This window comes from Mesoterricola sediminis (genome assembly GCF_030295425.1).
GTDB lineage: Bacteria > Acidobacteriota > Holophagae > Holophagales > Holophagaceae > Mesoterricola > Mesoterricola sediminis.
Genome location: NZ_AP027081.1, coordinates 3,576,515 through 3,594,906, shown reverse-complemented (window position 1 = coordinate 3,594,906; position 18,392 = coordinate 3,576,515). Strand labels below are relative to the sequence as shown.

The following is an 18,392-nucleotide window of genomic DNA, read 5'->3' as shown; positions in this document are numbered from 1 at the left end:
CCGGACGGAGGGGCTCAACAAAACCGGGCCCCGCGCCGTCCATTAGGTGTGGACGGCTCTCCGGAGCGCCTGCCGTGGTTTAGGGCCCCCTTTCCATGGGAAGTTGCTAAAATACCTCTACACACGAGGTTTGATCCGGCCGCCCGGTCCGGTGGGATGATGCCCGCCGGTCCATCATTCATGCCCAGGGTACCCATGGACGCCAACGACACCACCTACCAACCTGCCGCCGTTCCGGCGGCCGCTTCGAGGCCCTGGTGGGTCTGGGCCATCGGGGCCGCGGTCGCCGCGGGTGTCCTGATTGCCATCGTCCGCCTGGGCTTCGGCGGCAAGAAGCCCGCTCCGCCCCCCCGCGCGGTCCCCGTCAGTACCGCCACCGTGAAGACCGGCGCCATGCCCGTGAACCTGAGCGGGCTGGGGACAGTCGTGCCCACGGACAACGTGGTCATCAAGACCCGGGTCGATGGGCAGATCATGAAGATCTTTTTCCGGGAAGGGCAGATGGTGAAGGCGGGCGAGCTGCTCGCGCAGATCGATCCCCGGCCCTTCCAGGTGGCCCTCCTGCAGGCCGAGGGCCAGATGGCCAAGGACCAGGCGGCCCTGAAGAACGCCCGCATGGACCTGGCCCGGGTCCGCACCCTCTTCAACCAGAAGATCGTGAGCCAGCAGCAGCTGGACACCCAGACGGCACTCGTCGATCAGTACGAGGCCGCCGTGAAGAGCGACCTGGGCTCCGTGGAAAGCGCCCGCCTGAACCTGACCTACAGCCGCATCACCTCCCCCGTGGCCGGCAAGGTGGGCCTCAAGCTGGTGGACACGGGCAACGTGGTCCGCGCCAGCGACACCACCGGCCTGGTGACCGTCACCCCGGTCTCCCCCATCAACGTGGTCTTCACGGTGCCGGCCGACGCCATCCAGAGCGTCCTGAAGAGCAGCGGCGGCGGCAAGATGCCCGCGGTCGCCGTCTTTGACCGGGACATGGACACCCGCCTGGCCGAGGGCCGCCTCCTGGCCGTGGACAACCAGGTGGACAGCGCCACCGGCACGGTGCGCCTCAAGGCCCAGTTCGACAACGGGGCGGGGACCCTCTTCCCCAACCAGTTCGTGAACGCCCGGCTCCTGGTCGACACCCTCAAGGACGCCCTGATGGTGCCCGCCGCCGCCCTCCAGCGCAGCCCGGCCGGGACCTACGTCTACGTCGTGAAGCCCGATTCGACCGTGGACATGCGCGTCGTCGAGCCCCTGTTCACCGAAGGGGACGTCACGGCCCTGAAGAAGGGCGTGGCCCCCGGCGAGAAGGTGGTGATCAGCGGCCTGGACAAGCTCCGCCCAGGCAGCAAGGTCGCCGAGGACGTCCCGGGTCCCAAGCCGGCCGCCGGTGAGCGCAAGGCCGCCCCATGAATCCATCCCGGCCGTTCATCCTCCGGCCCATCGCCACCTCCCTGATCATGCTGGGGATCCTGCTGGTGGGCTTCGTGGCCTTCCTGCAGCTCCCCGTCTCGGCCCTGCCCCAGGTGGACTATCCCACCATCCAGGTGCAGACCTTCTACCCCGGGGCCAGCCCCGACGTGGTGGCCACCGCCATCACGGCGCCCCTGGAGCGCCAGTTCGGCCAGCTTCCCGGCCTGAACCAGATGACCTCCAGCAGTTCGGAGGGCAGCTCCCTCATCACCCTCCAGTTCGCGCTGGACCTGAACATCGACGTGGCCGAGCAGCAGGTGCAGGCCGCCGTGAACGCGGCGGGCACGTACCTCCCCTCCGACCTGCCCAATCCGCCCATCTACAGCAAGACGAACCCGGCCGACGCGCCCATCCTCACCCTGGCGCTCTCCTCGGACACCCTCGCCCTGCCCAAGGTGGAGGAGTACGCCGACACCCGCCTGGCCCAGAAGATCAGCCAGCTGCCGGGGGTGGGCCTCGTGAGCATCTCCGGCGGCCAGAAGCCCGCGGTGCGCGTCCAGGCCAACCCCGCCGCCCTGGCCTCGTACGGGCTCACCCTGGCCGACCTGCGCTCCGCCGTGGGCGCGGCCAACGTGAACCAGGCCAAGGGCGCCTTCGACGGCAAGATGCAGTCGTACGCCATCGGCGCCAACGACCAGCTGATGAACTCCGGCCAGTACCGGCCCCTGATCATCGCCTACAAGAACGGCAACCCCATCACCCTCCAGGACGTGGCCAACGTCATCGACGACACGGAGAACGTGAAGCTGGCCGCGTGGATGAACCGGACCCCGGCCGTCATCCTGAACATCCAGCGCCAGCCCGGCGCCAACATCATCGCCGTCGTCGACCGCATCAAGACCCTTCTGCCCACCCTCCAGGCCTCCATTCCGGCCGGGGTCAAGCTGCAGATCCTCACGGACCGCACCACGACCATCCGGGCCTCCGTCGAGGACGTGGAGTTCGAGCTCCTGCTCACCATCGCCCTGGTGATCATGGTGATCTTCCTGTTCCTGCGCACCTTCGCGGCCACGATCATCCCGAGCTTCGCCGTGCCGCTGTCGCTGGTGGGCACCTTCGGGGTGATGTACCTGCTGGGCTACAGCCTCAACAACCTGACGCTCATGGCCCTGACGATCTCCACCGGCTTCGTGGTGGACGACGCCATCGTCATGATCGAGAACATCATGCGGTTCATCGAGGAGGGCATGCCGCCCATGGAGGCGGCCCTCAAGGGCTCGGAGCAGATCGGCTTCACGATCGTCAGCCTGACGGTCTCCCTCATCGCCGTGCTGATCCCCCTCCTCTTCATGGGCGACATCGTGGGCCGGCTCTTCCGGGAGTTCGCCGTCACCCTGGCCGTGACCATCATCGTCTCGGCCGTGGTGTCCCTGACGCTGACCCCCATGCTCTGCGCCCGCCTCCTGAAGCACAAGCCCGAGCACCAGCAGGGGCGCTTCTACATGGCCTCGGAGCGGGTGTTCAAGCGCGTCATTGACGACTACGGCAGGACCCTCACCTGGGTGCTGAAGCACCAGAAGGCGACCCTCTGGGTGGCCGCGGGCACCCTGGGCGTCACCGTCCTCCTCTACGCCTGGATCCCCAAGGGGTTCTTCCCCGTCCAGGACACCGGCGTGATCCTGGGCATCTCCGAGGCCCCCCAGTCCGTTTCCTTCTCGGCCATGGCCAAGCGCCAGCAGGCCCTGGCCAACGTGATCCTGGAGGATCCGGCCGTGGAGAGCCTCTCCAGCTTCATCGGCGTCGACGGCACGAACACGACCCTCAACAGCGGGCGCATCCAGATCAACCTGAAGCCCCTGGACGAGCGCGGGCTGAGCGCCAGCGACGTGATCCGCCGCCTCAAGCCGAAGGTGGAGGAGGTGGGCGACATCAAGCTCTACATGCAGCCCGTGCAGGACCTCACCGTGGAGGACCGGGTCAGCCGGACCCAGTACCAGTACTCCATGGAGGATCCGGATCCCAAGGTCCTCGCCACCTGGGTGCCCCGGTTCGTGGAGGAGCTCCAGAAGGTGCCCATCCTCCGGGACGTGGCCAGCGACCTCCAGGGCAGCGGCCTCCAGACCCGCCTGGTCATCGACCGGACCTCCGCGGCCCGCCTGGGCATCACCCCCAAGATGATCGACGACGCCCTCTACGACGCCTTCGGGCAGCGCCAGATCTCCACCATCTTCACCGAGCTGAACCAGACCCGCGTCGTGCTCGAGGCCATGCCGGCCTTCCGGGAGGGCCCCCGGGCCCTGGATAACATCTACCTGAAGTCCACCACCGGGGCCCCCGTGCCCATCACGGCCATCACGCGGATCGAGAACGCCTACGCCCCCCTGGCCATCAACCACCAGGGCCAGTTCCCGGCGGCCACCATCTCCTTCAACCTCGCCCGGGGCGCCTCCATCGGCGACGCCGTCGAGGCCATCGAGAAGGTGCGCGAGGGCATGCCCGACCTGCCCGCCAGCATCCAGGCCGAGTTCAAGGGCACCGCCCAGGCCTTCCGGGCCTCCCTCGTCAACACGCCGTTCCTGATCCTGGCCGCCCTGGCGACGATGTACATCCTCCTGGGCGTGCTCTACGAGAGCTACATCCATCCGGTGACCATCCTTTCCACCCTGCCCTCGGCCGGGGTGGGCGCCCTCCTGAGCCTCATGATCTGCCGCACCGACTTCAGCGTGATCGCCCTCATCGGCATCATCCTGCTGATCGGCATCGTGAAGAAGAACGCCATCCTCATGATCGACTTCGCCATCGAGGCCGAGCGGAAGGAGGGCCTCAGCCCCCTGGACGCCATCTACCAGGCCTGCCTCCTCCGGTTCCGGCCCATCATGATGACCACCATGGCGGCTCTCCTGGGCGCGGTCCCCCTCGCCCTGGGCACGGGCGTGGGCGCCGAGCTGCGGCGGCCCCTGGGCATCTCCATCATCGGCGGCCTGATCTTCAGCCAGGTGCTGACCCTCTACACCACCCCCGTGATCTACCTGGCCTTCGACCGCGCCGCGAAGCGGCTCGGCCGGCGCCGGTCCGAGGCTTCGCTGGAATCCCGCCCCGCGGAAGCCCCATGAGCATTTCCGCGCCCTTCATCCGGCGGCCGGTCGCCACCTCCCTGCTCACCCTCGCCATCGCGCTGGCGGGGAGCCTGGCCTTCAAGTTCCTGCCGGTCTCGCCCCTCCCCCAGGTGGAGTTCCCCACCATCCAGGTCTCCGCGGGCCTCCCGGGCGCCAGCCCGGAGACCATGGCCTCCTCCGTGGCCACGCCGCTAGAGCGCCAGTTCGGGCGCATCGCGGGCGTCACGGAGATGACGTCCAACAGCAGCCTGGGCTCCACCAGCATCACCCTCCAGTTCGACCTGAACCGGAATATCGACGCCGCCGCCCGGGACGTTCAGGCCGCCATCAACGCGGCCCGGGGCAACCTCCCCGCCAACCTGCCCAACAATCCCCGGTACCGCAAGGTGAACCCGGCCGACGCGCCCGTGATGCTCTTCAGCCTCACCTCGGACATCGTGCCCCGGGAGGAGATGTACGACATCGCCTCCAAGGTCCTCCAGCAGAAGCTGGCCCAGGTGCCCGGGGTGGGCCAGGTGTTCGTGTGGGGCGGCGCCCTGCCCGCGGTGCGGGTGGAGGTCGACCCCAACGCCCTCCACGCCAGGGGCGTCGGCCTCGAGGACGTGCGGCGGACCCTGCTCCAGGCCAACGTGAACCAGCCCAAGGGGGCCCTGGTCGACGGGGACACCACGAGCATCCTGGACACATCGGACCAGCTCCTGAAGGCCAAGGACTACCAGGACCTGGTCATCAGCTTCAACAAGGGCGCCGCCCTCCAGGTCCGGGACGTGGCCCGGGTGGTGGACGGCGTGGAGGACCTGCGCAACGACGGCGTGACCAACGGGAAGCCTTCGGTGAGCATGGCCGTCTTCCGGCAGCCCGGCGCCAACATCATCGAGACCGTGGACCGGGTGCGGGCCCTGGAGCCCTCGCTCAAGGCCAGCCTGCCGCCCGCGGTCCAGTTCTCGGAGGTCCTGGACGCCACCCAGACCATCCGCGCCTCCGTGAAGGACGTGGAACGCACCCTCCTGCTGACCATCGCCCTGGTCATCGGGGTCGTGTTCATGTTCCTGCGGGACTGGCGCTCCACCCTCATCCCCAGCGTCGCCGTGCCCGTGTCCCTCGTGGGGACCTTCGGGGTCATGTACCTGCTCGGCTACAGCGTGGACAACCTGTCCCTCATGGCCCTGACCGTCGCCACCGGCTTCGTGGTGGACGACGCCATCGTGGTGGTCGAGAACATCACCCGGCACCTGGAGGCGGGCCTGAGCCCCTTCGACGCCGCCCTCGAGGGGGCCCGGGAGATCGGGTTCACGGTCCTGTCCATCAGCATCTCCCTCTGCGCCGTCTTCATCCCCATCCTGCTCATGGGCGGCATCGTCGGGCGGCTCTTCCGGGAATTCGCGATCACCCTGTCGGTGTCCATCCTCATGTCCATGGTGGTCTCCCTGACCACGACCCCAATGATGTGCGCCCGCCTCCTCCGGCCCGCCGCGGAAGCCCACCACGGGGCGCTCTACCAGCGCACGGAACGCTGGTGGAACGCCATCCTGGACGCCTACCGGCGGAGCCTCACCTGGGTGTTCGCCCACAAGCGCGCCACCTTCGCGGTGACCGTGGGCACCTTCGTGGCGACCATCGGGCTGTACGTCTTCGTGCCCAAGGGCTTCTTCCCCCAGCAGGACACGGGCCGCATCATGGGCGCCATCCAGGCCGACCAGTCCATCTCCTTCCAGGCCATGAAGTGGCGCCTGCGGGAGTTCGTCCGCATCGTCCAGGAGGACAAGGCCGTGAGCGCCGTCTCCGGGTCCGTGGGCGGCGGCGGCACCACCAACACCGGCCGCCTCTTCGTGGCCCTGAAACCCGTCGAGGAACGGGACGTCACCGCCGACCAGGTCATCGCGCGCCTGCGCCCCAAGCTGTCCCGGATCCCCGGCGCGAACCTCTACCTCCAGCCCGTCCAGGACATCCGCGTCGGCGGACGGGGCGGCAACGCCCAGTTCCAGTACACCCTCCAGGGCGACGACTCCCGGGAGCTCTTCCAGTGGGCGCCGCGGGTGTTCGAGCGCATGCGCACCCTGAAGGAACTGGCCGACGTGAACACCGACCAGCAGAACCAGGGCCTCCAGGCCTCGGTTGTGGTGGACCGGGCCACGGCGAGCCGCCTCGGGGTCACCACCCAGGCCATCGACAACACCCTCTACGACGCCTTCGGCCAGCGCCCCGTCTCCACCCTCTACACGAACCTCATCCAGTACCACGTGATCCTGGAGGTGGCCCCCGAGTACTGGCAGAACCCCGACTCCCTGGACCGCATCCAGGTCAAGTCCTCCACGGGCGCCATGGTCCCCCTCTCGGCCTTCGCCAGGTTCGACCGGCAGACGACGCTCCTGGCCGTGGCCCACCAGGGCCAGCTCCCGGCCGTGACCATCACCTTCAACCTGGCGCCGGGCGTGGCCATCGGCGATGCCGTGACCGCCATCGAGAAGGCCAAGGAGCAGATCCGCCTGCCGGCCACCATCCGGGGCAACTTCATGGGCACGGCCCAGGCCTTCAAGGCCTCCATGGCCAACCAGCCCATCCTCCTCCTCGCGGCCTTCGCGGCGGTCTACCTGGTGCTGGGCGTGCTCTACGAGAGCCTGGTCCACCCGCTGACCATCATCAGCAGCCTGCCGTCGGCGGGCGTGGGCGCCCTCGTGGCCCTCCTGGTGTGCGGGACGGAGCTGAGCTTCATCGCCTTCATCGGCATCATCCTGCTGATCGGCATCGTGAAGAAGAACGCCATCCTCATGATCGACTTCGCCATCGAGGCCGAGCGCCGGGAGGGCCTCACCTCCGAGGAGGCGATCTTCCAGGCCTGCCTCCTGCGCTTCCGCCCCATCACCATGACGACCATGGCGGCCCTCCTGGGAGGCCTGCCCCTCGCCCTGGGCCACGGCGCCGGCGCCGAGCTGCGGCGGCCCCTGGGCATCGCCATCGTCGGGGGCCTTCTGGTCAGCCAGGTCCTGACCCTCTACACCACCCCCGTCATCTACATCTTCATGGACCGGATCACCGGCAGGTCCAGGCACCGCCGCGGGAATGCGGAGGTTCCGGCCCTGGAAAGTTGAAAAAAAGCGCCCTTTCAGGTCATCATGGGGCCAAGACCCGGAAAGGGATGATGACGGTGCGGCGAGGATTGCTCCCCTGGAGCGAGGCATGACCGGCACGGGCGCGACACCGAGGCCCGGGGACGAACTGTACCTGAGCGAGCAGCGCTTCCAGGCCATCTACGACTCGGTCAACGACGGCATCATGATCCAGGACATGGAGTCCGGGGCGATGCTGGACGTGAACCGCCGGCTCTGCGAGTGGCTGGGCCTCACCCAGCAGGAGCTCCTCCAGCGGGACCTGGGGGACCTGAGCCTGGGCATCTGGCCCTACACCCGCGAGGTCGCCATCGACTGGGCCATGAAGGCCATCGATGGCGCCCCCCAGACCTTCGAGTGGCTCTGCCCCGCGCGGGGAGGGCAGCTCGTGTGGCTCGAGGTCAACATGCGCCGCACCCCCATCGGCGGGGTGGACCGGCTCCTCATCACCGCCACCAACATCACCCAGCGCAAGCGCCTGGAGATGGAGGCCACCGCCCGGCTCAAGCGGGCCGAGGCCCAGAACGCGGTCTCCCTGGCCCTCGCCGGGGTGGGGCCGGACCACGCCGCCGCCCTGAAGCTCATCGCCCACCACCTGGCGGTATCCCTGGGGGACCTGTGCGTCCTGGACCTCCTGGGCGACGACGACCTCCTCCACACGGAGGTGATCAACCAGGTCTACGTGGGCGGGGACGCCTACCTCCCCGAGGCCCGCTCCCTGACGCCGACCCCCGCGGGCATCCTCAGCCCGGGCCGGGTCCTGGGCACGGGCCAGGTCGCGGGCACGGCGGAGGCCATCCACCTGGAGCAGCGCACCTGGCAGGAGCTGCGGGACTACCTGGATCCCGCCTTCCACGCCTACCTGGAGCACTTCAAGGTGCACAGCCTGCTCGTGGTGCCCATGCGCACCGACGGCCGGGTCATCGGGACCATCACCCTGGCCAAGGGGGGCGGCAGCCGAGCCTACTCCGTGGAGGACCTGGCGACCCTGCAGAACCTGGCCGACCGGGCGGCCCTCACCCTCGTCAACGCCCGCCTCTACGCGGAGAACCTGGAACAGGCCCGGGCCCTCAAGCTGGTCAACCAGGAACTGGAGCGCCGGGTGGAGGAGCGCACCGCCGAACTCGAGCGCGCCAACGCCAAGCTCCAGGAGCTGGCCATGCAGGACGGCCTCACCGGGGTGGCCAACCGCCGCATGTTCGACCAGGTCCTGGACACGGAGGTGCGCCGCGGCCGCCGGGCGGGATCCTGGCTCGCGATGCTCCTGGCCGACGTGGACTGCTTCAAGAAGTACAACGACCGCTACGGCCACCTGGCCGGAGACGCCTGCCTCCAGGCCGTGGGGCGGGTCATGCGTGAGCTCTTCCGGCGCGGCGACGACCTGCCCGCCCGCTACGGGGGCGAGGAGTTCGCCGTCATCATCCCCTGCGCCTCCCCCGACCAGGCCGCCTTTTCCGCCGAGATGTTCCGCAAGGCCGTGGAAGCCCTGGCCATCCCCCACGAGGATTCCGAGGCCGCCGAGGTGGTCACCATCAGCATCGGCCTGGCCGTCGCCCAGGTCTCCCCGGAGACGAGCCCCGGCTGGTTCATCAGCCGCGCCGACGAGAGCCTCTACGTCAGCAAGGCCAACGGCCGGAACCGGGTGACGGTCGCGGATTGAAGGACCCGGCGGGGCGTCCGGCGTGACGCCTGGTCAGGCGGTCGAGAATGCGACGCAAAAACGGAAACCAAAGGGGTAATGATTTCGCTGCAAGGCACCTTGCGAACGGGAAATGAACATTCCCTCGCGTCCGCCTTGAGAAATGCGTCCCCCTGGCCGATGATGGGGGGTCGGCGTCACCGCCGAGGGGGGGCATGTGCAGAAAAAGCGACATTGGGATCTTTTGAACACCACCTTCCTGGTCGGCACCCTGGTCGCCGCCCTGGTCCTGGTGCCCCTGAACTTCCGGCATTCGCTGGAACACTGGGGAGAATGGGTGATGTTCGGGGTCATGCTGGTCAGCATCGGCCTGGGGGTGACGGCGGGCTACCACCGCCTGTTCAGCCACCGGTCGTACCAGGCCGCCTGGCCCGTGCGGGTGGTCCTCCTCCTCCTGAGTTCGGCCGCCTTCCAGAACTCGGTCCTCCAGTGGGCCAGCAGCCATCGCATCCACCACCGCCACGTGGACGGCGACAAGGACCCGTACAACAGCACCCGGGGCTTCTGGTACGCCCACTGGCTCTGGGTCATGGAAGCCGAGGCGACCCCCATCGAAGGGGTGGCCGACCTGGAGAAGGACCCCCTCGTTCGCTGGCAGCATCGCTACTACTTCCTCATCGGCGCCGCCGTGGCGGCCCTGCCGCTGGCGGTGGGGCTCCTCCTGCGGGACGTGTGGGGCCACCTGGTCATCGGCGTCCTCCTCCGCATCGTCGTCACCCACCACACCACCTTCTTCATCAACTCCGCGGCCCACTTCTTCGGGACCCGCCCCTACACCGACGCCAACACCGCCCGGGACAACGCCTTCCTGGCGCCCCTGACCTACGGCGAGGGCTACCACAACTACCACCACCTCTTCCAGTGGGACTACCGCAACGGGGTGCGCTGGTGGCAGTTCGACCCCACCAAGTGGCTCATCTTCACCCTCGCCTGCGTGGGCCTGGCCCGGAACCTGCGCCGGGTGCCGGACGCCGCCATCCGCCGGGCCCGCCTGGCCATGGAGGAGAAGAAGCTCCTGAAGCGCCTGGACCGCGCCCCCGCCCACCCCGCCCGGGAGGAACTGAACCGCCGCCTGGTCGCCGCCCGCGCCGCCCTGGATGCCGCCCTGGCCCGCATGCAGGCCCAGGTGGAGGGCTGGGAGGCCCGCAAGGCCGACCGGTCCGCCGTAAAGCGGGAGGCCTGGCGTGCCCGGAAGGCCGAGTGGCGGGCCTCCATGGCCCAGCACCGGGACGAGGTGGCCGAAGCGTGGCAGGCCTGGAAGGCCGCCAAGCTTCAGGTGAGGCGGCTCGCCCTGACCTGAGCCGGGGCCGTCCGGCGCGAGGCCACGGAGGGGAGGCGGGGGACCGGGGTCAGCGCCTCGGCGCGGGCACGTGCTCGCCCAGGAAGCGGACCTCGCCGCCCGCCGTCGCCTCCTCCAGGCGCACGGTGAAGCCCCAGAGGAAGGCGGCGTGGGCGAGGACGGCCTGCCAGTCCCCGCCCAGGTCCCGGCGGTTCCGGCTGGTATAGCGGAGGGTCAGGCTCCGGTCCCCCCGCCGGTCCACGTTCCAGACCTGGATGTCCGGCTCCCGGCTTCCCAGGTTGTACTGGTCGGCCAGGGCGTTCCGGAGGGTCCGGTAGCCGGATTCGTCGTGGATGGCCCCGATGGCCAGGGTCCTCTCCCGGTCGTCGTCCTGGACGGTGAAGAACCGGAAGGCCCGCATGAGCCGGGGGGAGAGGAACTGGGCGATGAAGCTCTCGTCCTTGAAATTGGCCATGGCGAAGGGAAAGACCTCCCCCCAGGGCTGGCCGGCCACCTCGGGGAACCAGGCCCGGTCCTCGGCGTCGGGGGCCTCGCACATGCGGCGCAGGTCGCTCCAGAGGGCGAAGCCGAGGGCGTAGGGGTTGATGCCGGCGTAGGCCGGGCTGTCGTGGGGCGGCTGCATCACCACGTTGGTGTGGGCATGGAGGCACTCCAGCATGAAGCCGTCCCCGATGCGCCCCTGGGCGTGCAGTTCGGTCAGCAGGGTGTAGTGCCAGAAGGTGGCCCAGCCTTCGTTCATGACCTGCGTCTGGCGCTGGGGGTGGAAGTACTGGGCGATCTTGCGGACGATGCGGACCACCTCGCGCTCCCAGGGCTCCAGCAGGGGCGCGTGCTTCTCGATGAAGTAGAGGAGGTTCTCCTCGGGCTGGGCGGGGAACCGCTCCGGCTCGCCCGGGGCCTCCCGGGCGCGGCCCGCGGGCAGGGTGCGCCAGAGCTCGTTGACCTGGCTCTGGCGGTGGGCCTCCCGCTCCTGCCGGCGCTGGATCTCCCGCGCGAGGCTGGGCCGGGGGGCGCGGCGGAACCGGTCCACGCCGAAGTTCATGAGGGCGTGGCAGGCGTCCAGGATGGCTTCCACGGCCTCCACGCCGTGCCGTTCCTCGCACGAGGCCAGGTAGTTCCGGGCGAAGACCAGGTAGTCGAGGATCGTGTCGGGGCTCGTCCACTGCCGGAAGAGGAGGTTGCCCTTGAAGAAGGAGTTGTGGCCGTAGGCCGCGTGGGCGACGACCAGGGCCTGCATCGGCAGGCTGTTCTCCTCCATGAGGTAGGCGATGCAGGGGTCGGAGTTGATGACGATCTCGTAGGCCAGCCCCATGCGGCCCCGGCGGTAGCGGCCCTCGGTGGCCAGGAAGTGCTTGCCGAAGGACCAGTGGTGGTAGTTCACGGGCATGCCCGCGCTGGCGTAGGCGTCCATCATCTGCTCGGAGGTGATGATCTCCAGGCGGTGGGGATACCGTTCCAGGCCGTGGGCGTCGGCCAGCTCCGCGATGGCCGCGTCGTGGGCGGCGATCGCCTCGAAGGTCCATTCGGAGCCGGAGGGCAGGGGGGACCCGGTCACGGACGCCTCCGGAAGAGCTCGTGGAAGACCGGGTAGATCTCCGAGGGCTGCGTGACCCGGCGGAGGGCGAAGGTCTCCGGGTGGGTCCGGTGGACCTCCGCATACTCCTGCCACAGGTTCTGGGGGCGTCCCTCCGTGATCTCCACGTAGGCGAAGTGCTGGACCAGGGGCAGGATCTCCTTTTCCATCAGGTCCTGGCACACCGAGGAGTCCTCCTGCCAGTTGTCCCCGTCCGAGGCCTGGGCGCCGTAGATGTTCCAGAGGCCCGAGGCATACCGTTCCCGCGCGATGCGCGCCATGAGCCGGAGGGCCGTCGACACCACGGTCCCGCCCGATTCCCGGCCGTGGAAGAAGGACTGCTCGTCGACCTCCTCCGCCTGGGTGTGGTGGCGGATGAACACCACGTCGGTGCGCTCGTAGTTCCGCTTGAGGAAGAGGTAGAGGAGCGTGAAGAACCGCTTGGCCATGTTCTTCTTGGCCTGGTCCATGGATCCGGAGACGTCCATGAGGCAGAACATGACGGCCTGGGTGGTGGGCAGGGTGCGCCGGACCCGGTGATTGAAGCGCAGGTCGCAGGTGTCCAGGAAGGGCACCTGGCGGCGCCGGGCCAGGAGGGCCTCCAGCTCCGCCGCCAGGCGCCGCGTCTCCGGGGCCTCCGGCCCCCCCTGGGCCAGGGCGGCGGCCAGTTCCGCCTCCAGGGCGGCGATCCGGGCGGCAGAGGGGCCGCCCATGGCGAGGCGGCGGCCGGCGGCGCCCCGCAGGGTGCGCACGAAGGCGATGTTGGCCGGGACCCCCGTGGAGGTGAAGCCGGCCCGGACCCACACGGGCTCCTCGAGGCTGGCCAGCTGGCGCTTCACGAGGTTGGGCAGGGCCAGCTCCTCGAAGAACACGTCCAGGAATTCCTCCCGGGTCAGCTGGAACGTGAAGGGATCGACGGCGGTGCCGTCGGGGCTGCCCTGGGTGCCGGAGGCCCCGCCCTGGCCGCCCTGGGGCCGCTCCACCCGGTCCCCCGTGGCGAAGGTCTCGTTGCCGGGGTGGATCCGCTCCCGCACCCCCGCCGAGCCCAGGGCGAACTGGGGCTCGGCCAGGTCCCGGACGGGGATGCCGATGCGCCGGCCCTCGTCCACGTCCCGGATGCCGCCCGCGTCCACGGCGTCGGCGACGGCCTTGCGGATCTCCTTGCGGAAGCGGTGGAGGAAGCGGCTCCGGTTCACGGAACTCTTGTTCCGGCTGTCCCCGCGCCGGTCGATGATGGAGGTCATGAGGCCTTCCTGACCCGCAGATACCAGTCGCAGAGCAGGCGGACCTGCTTCTCGGTGTAGCCCTTGGCGCGCATGCGCTCCACGAAGTCCTGGTGCTTCTTCTGCTCCTCGGCGCTGCCCTTGGCGTTGAAGGAGACCACCGGCAGGAGCTCCTCGCTGGAACTGAACATCTTCCGCTCGATGACCGTGCGGAGCTTCTCGTACGAGGTCCAGGCGGGGTTCCGGCCGTCGTTGCGGGCGCGGCTGCGCAGCACGAAGTTCACGACCTCGTTCCGGAAGTCCTTGGGGTTGGCGATGCCCGCGGGCTTCTCGATGCGCTCCAGCTCGTCGTTGAGGGCGGCCCGGTCGAGCATCTCGCCCGTGTTGGGGTCCCGGAACTCCTGGTCCTGGATCCAGAAGTCGGCGTAGATGATGTAGCGGTCGAAGATGTTCTGTCCGTACTCCGAATAGCTCTCCAGGTACGCGGTCTGGATCTCCTTGCCGATGAACTCGGCGTAGCGCGGCGCCAGGTACTCCTTGAGGAAGCGCCGGTAGGCCTCCTCCTGCTGGGCGGGGAACTGCTCCTGCTCGATCTGCTGTTCCAGCACGTACATCAGGTGGACCGGGTTGGCGGCCACCTCGCGATGGTCGAAGTTGAAGACCCGCGAGAGGATCTTGAAGGCGAAGCGGGTGGAGAGCCCCGTCATGCCCTCGTCCACCCCCGCCGCGTCGCGGTACTCCTGGTGGCTCTTGGCCTTGGGGTCGGTGTCCTTGAGGTTCTCGCCGTCGTAGATGCGCATCTTGGAGAGGAGGTTCGAGTTCTCCGGCTCCTTGAGGCGGCTGAGCACCGAGAACTGGGCGAGCATCCGCAGCGTGTCCGGCGCGCAGGGGGCGGCGGACAGGGAGGATCCCTCCAGGAGCTTCCGGTAGATGCGCACCTCCTCGGAGACCCGCAGGCAATAGGGCACCTTGACGATGTAGATGCGGTCGAGGAACGCCTCGTTGTTGCGGTTCCCCTTGAAGGCCAGCCATTCGGCCTCGTTGGAGTGGGCCAGGACGAGGCCGTCGAAGGGGATCGCCCCGAAGCCCTCGGTGCCCTTGTAGTTGCCCTCCTGGGTCGCCGTCAGCAGGGGGTGGAGGACCTTGATGGGGGCCTTGAACATCTCCACGAATTCCAGGAGCCCCCGGTTGGCCAGGCACAGGCCGCCGGAGTAGGCGTAGGCGTCCGGGTCGTTCTGGCTGCAGGTCTCCAGCTTCCGGATGTCGATCTTGCCGACCAGGCTGGAGATGTCCTGGTTGTTCTCGTCCCCGGGTTCCGTCTTGGCGACCGCCACCTGGGACAGCTGCGAAGGGAAGCGCCGGACGACGCGGAAGCGGGTGATGTCGCCCCCGTACTCCTGGAGGCGCTTGACGGCCCACGGGCTGAGGATGGTGCCAAGGCACCGGCGGGGGATGCCGTAGTCCTCCTCCAGGATCCGGCCGTCCTCCGCCGGGTTGAAGAGGCTCAGGGGGGAGTCGTTCACGGGCGAGCCCTTGAGGGCGTAGAAGGGGACCTTCTCGATGAGCGCCTTCAGCCCCTCCGCGAGGCTGGACTTGCCGCCGCCCACGGGGCCCAGGAGGTAGAGGATCTGCTTGCGCTCCTCCAGGCCCTGCGCCGCGTGGCGGAAGTAGGCCACGATGGATTCGATGACCTCCTCCATGCCGTAGAAGTCCCGGAAGGCCGGGTAGATGCGGATGACCTTGTTGGAGAAGATCCGGGACAGACGGTCGTCCAGGCGCGTGTCCACCAATTCCGGCTCCCCGATGGCCTTGAGCATGCGCTCGGCGAAGGTGGCGTAGGCGGAGGGATCCCGGCGGCAGAGCTCCAGGTACTCCTGGAGGGACATCTCCTCCTCCCGGAAGGCTTCGAAGCGGTCCTGGCAATGGGTGAACAGGGACATGGGACCTCCTCCCCGGAACGAATTAAAGATTAATATTTCGTATTTCAGGGTAGGTCGCGGCCACCCAGCGTCAAGGGCTTCATTCCTGGATCCTGCGCCCAGGGGGAGATCTTGGGGACGAGCCATTTATTTGTTGAAACTTTAAACATGGCTGGAGAGCGGGCGCGGGGCCGGGATACAATGGAGGGACAGGGGGGCCTCCCACCTCCCGGCAGGCGGGTCTTCGGCCGTTCCTGGCCACGGGGTCCGCGCATCTCCGACGAGCGTGGTCCCGATGGCGTCTGGCAAGCACTCCACAGTCGTGAAGGGAGCCTTTGCGGCTTCCCTGGTCCTCCTCCTGGCCGCACCCGTGGCCGTTCGAATGGGCGCACCGGCGTGGGTGTGGATCCCGGAGCTGGGGGTGGGGCTCGTCATGAACGCCGCGGCCGCGGCCTTCCTGTGGACCTCCTTCAGCCTCCTGGCCGGGCGGGCCCAGCCGGCGCCCCCGCCGGCGCCCCTGGCCCTGGACGCCACGCGGGAGGGCATCCTGGTCACCGATCCCCAGGGCCGGGTGCAGGTCTGCAACCGGGCCTTCCGGGAACTGTGGGGCCTGCCGGCGGGGGGTCTGGAGCCCGGGTCCGACGGCATCGGCCCCGATTTCCTCCTCGCCCAGGTCAAGAACCCCGCCGCCTGCCTGGCCGGGGCCCGGAGCCTCCTGGAGGACCCCGCCTCCGTGTGGAGCGACACCCTGGAACTCTGGGACGGCCGCGTCCTGGAGCGGCACGGGCGCCCCTACCTGGGCGCGGACGGCATCCAGGGCATCGCCTGGGGCTTCCGCGACGTCACTTCCCGCGCCAAGGCCGACCTCTTCGTGCACCGGCTCTCCCTGGCCGTGGAGCAGAGCCCCATCTCCGTCCTCATCACCGACACAGCCGGCTCCATCGAGTTCATCAATCCCAAGTTCACCCAGCTCACCGGCTACGCCCTCGACGAGGCGCTGGGCCGGAACCCGCGGATCCTCCAGTCCGGGTTCACCCCCGCCAAGGTCTACCGGGACCTGTGGTCCACCGTCACCGCCGGCGAGATCTGGGTGGGCGAGCTCCAGAACCGCCGCAAGGACGGGGAGCTCTTCTGGGAGCGGGCCACCATCTCGCCCCTCCGGGACGCCGACGGGGTGATCACCCACTACCTGGGCCTCAAGGAGGACATCACCGTCCAGAAGCGGCTGGAGCAGCAGCTCCGGCACGCCCAGCGCCTTGAGGCCGTCGGGAACCTCGCCGGCGGCGTGGCCCACGACCTCAACAACATCCTCCAGGTCATCAACGGCTACGGCAGCCTCATGCAGATGACCCAGGCCGCGGACGACCCGAACCGGGCCGGGCTCGCCGAGATCCTCAAGGCCGCGGAGCGCGCGGCCTCCCTCACCCACAGCCTCCTCGCCTTCAGCCGCAAGCAGGTCATGAACCCGCGCACCCTCGACCTGAACGGCGTCGTGGGCAACGTGGAGAAGCTCCTGAAGCGCATCATCGGCGCGGACATCCGGCTCACGGTGGAAAAGGATCCCGAGCCGCTCCACGTCCACGCCGACCTGGGCCAGATCGAGCACGTCCTCCTGAACCTGGCGAACAACGCCCGGGAGGCCATGCCCACCGGCGGCTCCCTGGCGATCGCGACCCGGACCACGGCCATCGACGCGGCCTGGCGCGATAGCCGCGGCTTCGGCCAGCCCGGCCCCTACGCCCTCCTGGAGGTGCGGGATTCGGGGGTGGGCATGGACGCCGAGACCCTCCGCCGGGTCTTCGACCCCTACTTCACCACCCGCGAAATGGGGCGGGGCACGGGGCTCGGCCTGGCCACCGTGTACGGCATCGTCAAGCAGCACGGCGGCTACATCGTGGCCGACAGCGAGCCCGGGCGCGGCGCGACCTTCCAGGTGTACCTGCCCATCGCCCCCGACCCCGTCACCCCCCAGGCGGCCCCCGACCCCGACCGGGACCAGGTCCGGGGCACGGAGACCGTGCTCGTGGCCGAGGACGACCCCTCCGTCCGGGGCTTCCTGGAGATGGTCCTCCAGCGCCACGGCTACCAGGTGGTGTCCGCCTCCGACGGCCAGGAGGCCGTGGAGCGCTTCGCGGAGCGGCGCGGCGAGGTGAAGCTCATCCTCATGGACGTGATCATGCCCCGCAAGGGCGGCCGCCAGGCCTTCGAGGAGATCCGGGCCGTGGAGCCCGCCGCGAAGGTCCTCTTCATCAGCGGCTACACCGCCGATTTCATCCAGAGCCGCGGCGAGCTCGGCCAGGACATGGAGCTCCTGATGAAGCCCGTCCAGCCCCTGGTGCTGCTCAGGAAGATGCGGGAGATCCTGGACGGCCGCCCATAGCGGCGAGGGTGCGGAGATCCGTCTCCGTCCCCCGGCGCTCCAGGAGGTCCAGCACCCGCGCGCGCTTCTCCGGCGTGAGGCGGGCCCCCGTCTCCGCCTTGGCCGTCACGCGCGTCACCCTCATCTCCAGCACCGCCACGTGGGCCACGGACCCCGCGTAGAGCGGGTCCCCGGCGGTGATGGCCCGGAAGCCCCCCTCCGGCTGGAGCTTCTCCATGAGGGCCTGCAGGGCCTCGGCCTTGCGGGCGGGGTCCTTCAGCTCCGTCACCCGCCCCTCCAGGATCACCGAGCGGAAGTACTGGGTGGCCGGACAGGCGCGCTCGGGGTCGGACACGGTGGAGGGAATGATGGCCAGCGGGTCCACGACGCAAAAGGTCGCCTCGCCGCCGGCCCGGATCAGGTCCATCTTTTCCCCCTCCGCGGAGCCGTGGAACCACAGCCGGTCGCCCCGGGCCGCGAAGTCCAGGGGGACGAGGGCGGGAGGCCCGCCGGGCCGCGCCAAGCCCAGGGTGCCCCAGGCCACGTCGGAAAGCAGCTGGTCGACCAGCCCGGTGTCCGTCACGTCCTTCTCCTGCCTGCGCATGGGGCCTCCCGCCCACCAGGATGCCAGAGGGGCGGCGCTTCCCCGGCACCTTTCCCGCAGCGGGCCCAGGTAAGGGTGGGGCCCATGCCCC

10 protein-coding genes are annotated in these 18,392 nt (G+C 69.2%); 6 read left to right on the top strand and 4 right to left on the bottom strand.

Features of this window, described 5'->3' with window-relative positions; translation table 11 throughout:
- Positions 1 to 195 precede the first annotated feature (195 nt).
- The 5 genes from R2J75_RS15650 to R2J75_RS15630 all read left to right on the top strand — a co-directional run bounded on the left by R2J75_RS15650 (position 196) and on the right by R2J75_RS15630 (position 10,623).
- Positions 196 to 1,401, top strand: coding sequence for an MdtA/MuxA family multidrug efflux RND transporter periplasmic adaptor subunit (locus tag R2J75_RS15650; RefSeq protein WP_316410548.1), 1,206 nt, complete (start codon positions 196 to 198; stop codon positions 1,399 to 1,401).
- Positions 1,398 to 4,514: a multidrug efflux RND transporter permease subunit gene (locus R2J75_RS15645; protein WP_243333484.1), complete on the top strand. Its 3,117-nt coding sequence runs from the start codon at positions 1,398 to 1,400 to the stop codon at positions 4,512 to 4,514. Before R2J75_RS15650 ends, R2J75_RS15645 begins: the two co-directional genes overlap by 4 nt.
- Entirely contained in the window at positions 4,511 to 7,606 is a 3,096-nt protein-coding gene (locus R2J75_RS15640) for a multidrug efflux RND transporter permease subunit (protein WP_243333483.1), read from the top strand. The genes R2J75_RS15645 and R2J75_RS15640 overlap by 4 nt, the downstream gene beginning before the upstream one ends.
- Positions 7,607 to 7,694: 88 nt before the next feature.
- Positions 7,695 to 9,284 (top strand): sensor domain-containing diguanylate cyclase, encoded by a 1,590-nt coding sequence (locus R2J75_RS15635; RefSeq protein ID WP_243333481.1) that lies wholly within the window; start codon positions 7,695 to 7,697, stop codon positions 9,282 to 9,284.
- Between the two features lie 196 nt (positions 9,285 to 9,480).
- Positions 9,481 to 10,623, top strand: a complete 1,143-nt coding sequence (locus R2J75_RS15630) for an acyl-CoA desaturase (protein WP_316410547.1) — start codon at positions 9,481 to 9,483, stop codon at positions 10,621 to 10,623.
- A 49-nt stretch (positions 10,624 to 10,672) separates the two neighbouring features.
- On the opposite strand, the gene R2J75_RS15625 is transcribed toward R2J75_RS15630, so the two are convergent.
- From R2J75_RS15625 to R2J75_RS15615, 3 genes are read right to left on the bottom strand one after another with little or no spacing between them, the layout of a single operon-like run.
- Complete coding sequence (locus tag R2J75_RS15625; protein WP_394365856.1) at positions 10,673 to 12,292, bottom strand: SpoVR family protein; 1,620 nt, start codon at positions 12,290 to 12,292, stop codon at positions 10,673 to 10,675.
- Positions 12,175 to 13,440 (bottom strand): YeaH/YhbH family protein, encoded by a 1,266-nt coding sequence (locus tag R2J75_RS15620; protein WP_243333474.1) that lies wholly within the window; start codon positions 13,438 to 13,440, stop codon positions 12,175 to 12,177. Before R2J75_RS15620 ends, R2J75_RS15625 begins: the two co-directional genes overlap by 118 nt.
- Positions 13,437 to 15,359: a PrkA family serine protein kinase gene (locus R2J75_RS15615; protein ID WP_316410545.1), complete on the bottom strand. Its 1,923-nt coding sequence runs from the start codon at positions 15,357 to 15,359 to the stop codon at positions 13,437 to 13,439. The genes R2J75_RS15620 and R2J75_RS15615 overlap by 4 nt, the downstream gene beginning before the upstream one ends.
- Positions 15,360 to 15,720: 361 nt before the next feature.
- On the opposite strand from R2J75_RS15615, the gene R2J75_RS15610 reads away from it, so the two are divergent.
- Positions 15,721 to 17,718 carry a PAS domain S-box protein gene (locus R2J75_RS15610; RefSeq protein WP_243333470.1) on the top strand — a complete coding sequence of 666 codons (1,998 nt, stop codon included), beginning with the start codon at positions 15,721 to 15,723 and terminating at the stop codon, positions 17,716 to 17,718.
- Here the strand turns inward: R2J75_RS15610 and R2J75_RS15605 are convergent.
- Positions 17,681 to 18,301, bottom strand: coding sequence for a pyridoxamine 5'-phosphate oxidase family protein (locus R2J75_RS15605; protein WP_243333468.1), 621 nt, complete (start codon positions 18,299 to 18,301; stop codon positions 17,681 to 17,683). The genes R2J75_RS15610 and R2J75_RS15605 overlap by 38 nt on opposite strands.
- Positions 18,302 to 18,392 lie beyond the last annotated feature (91 nt).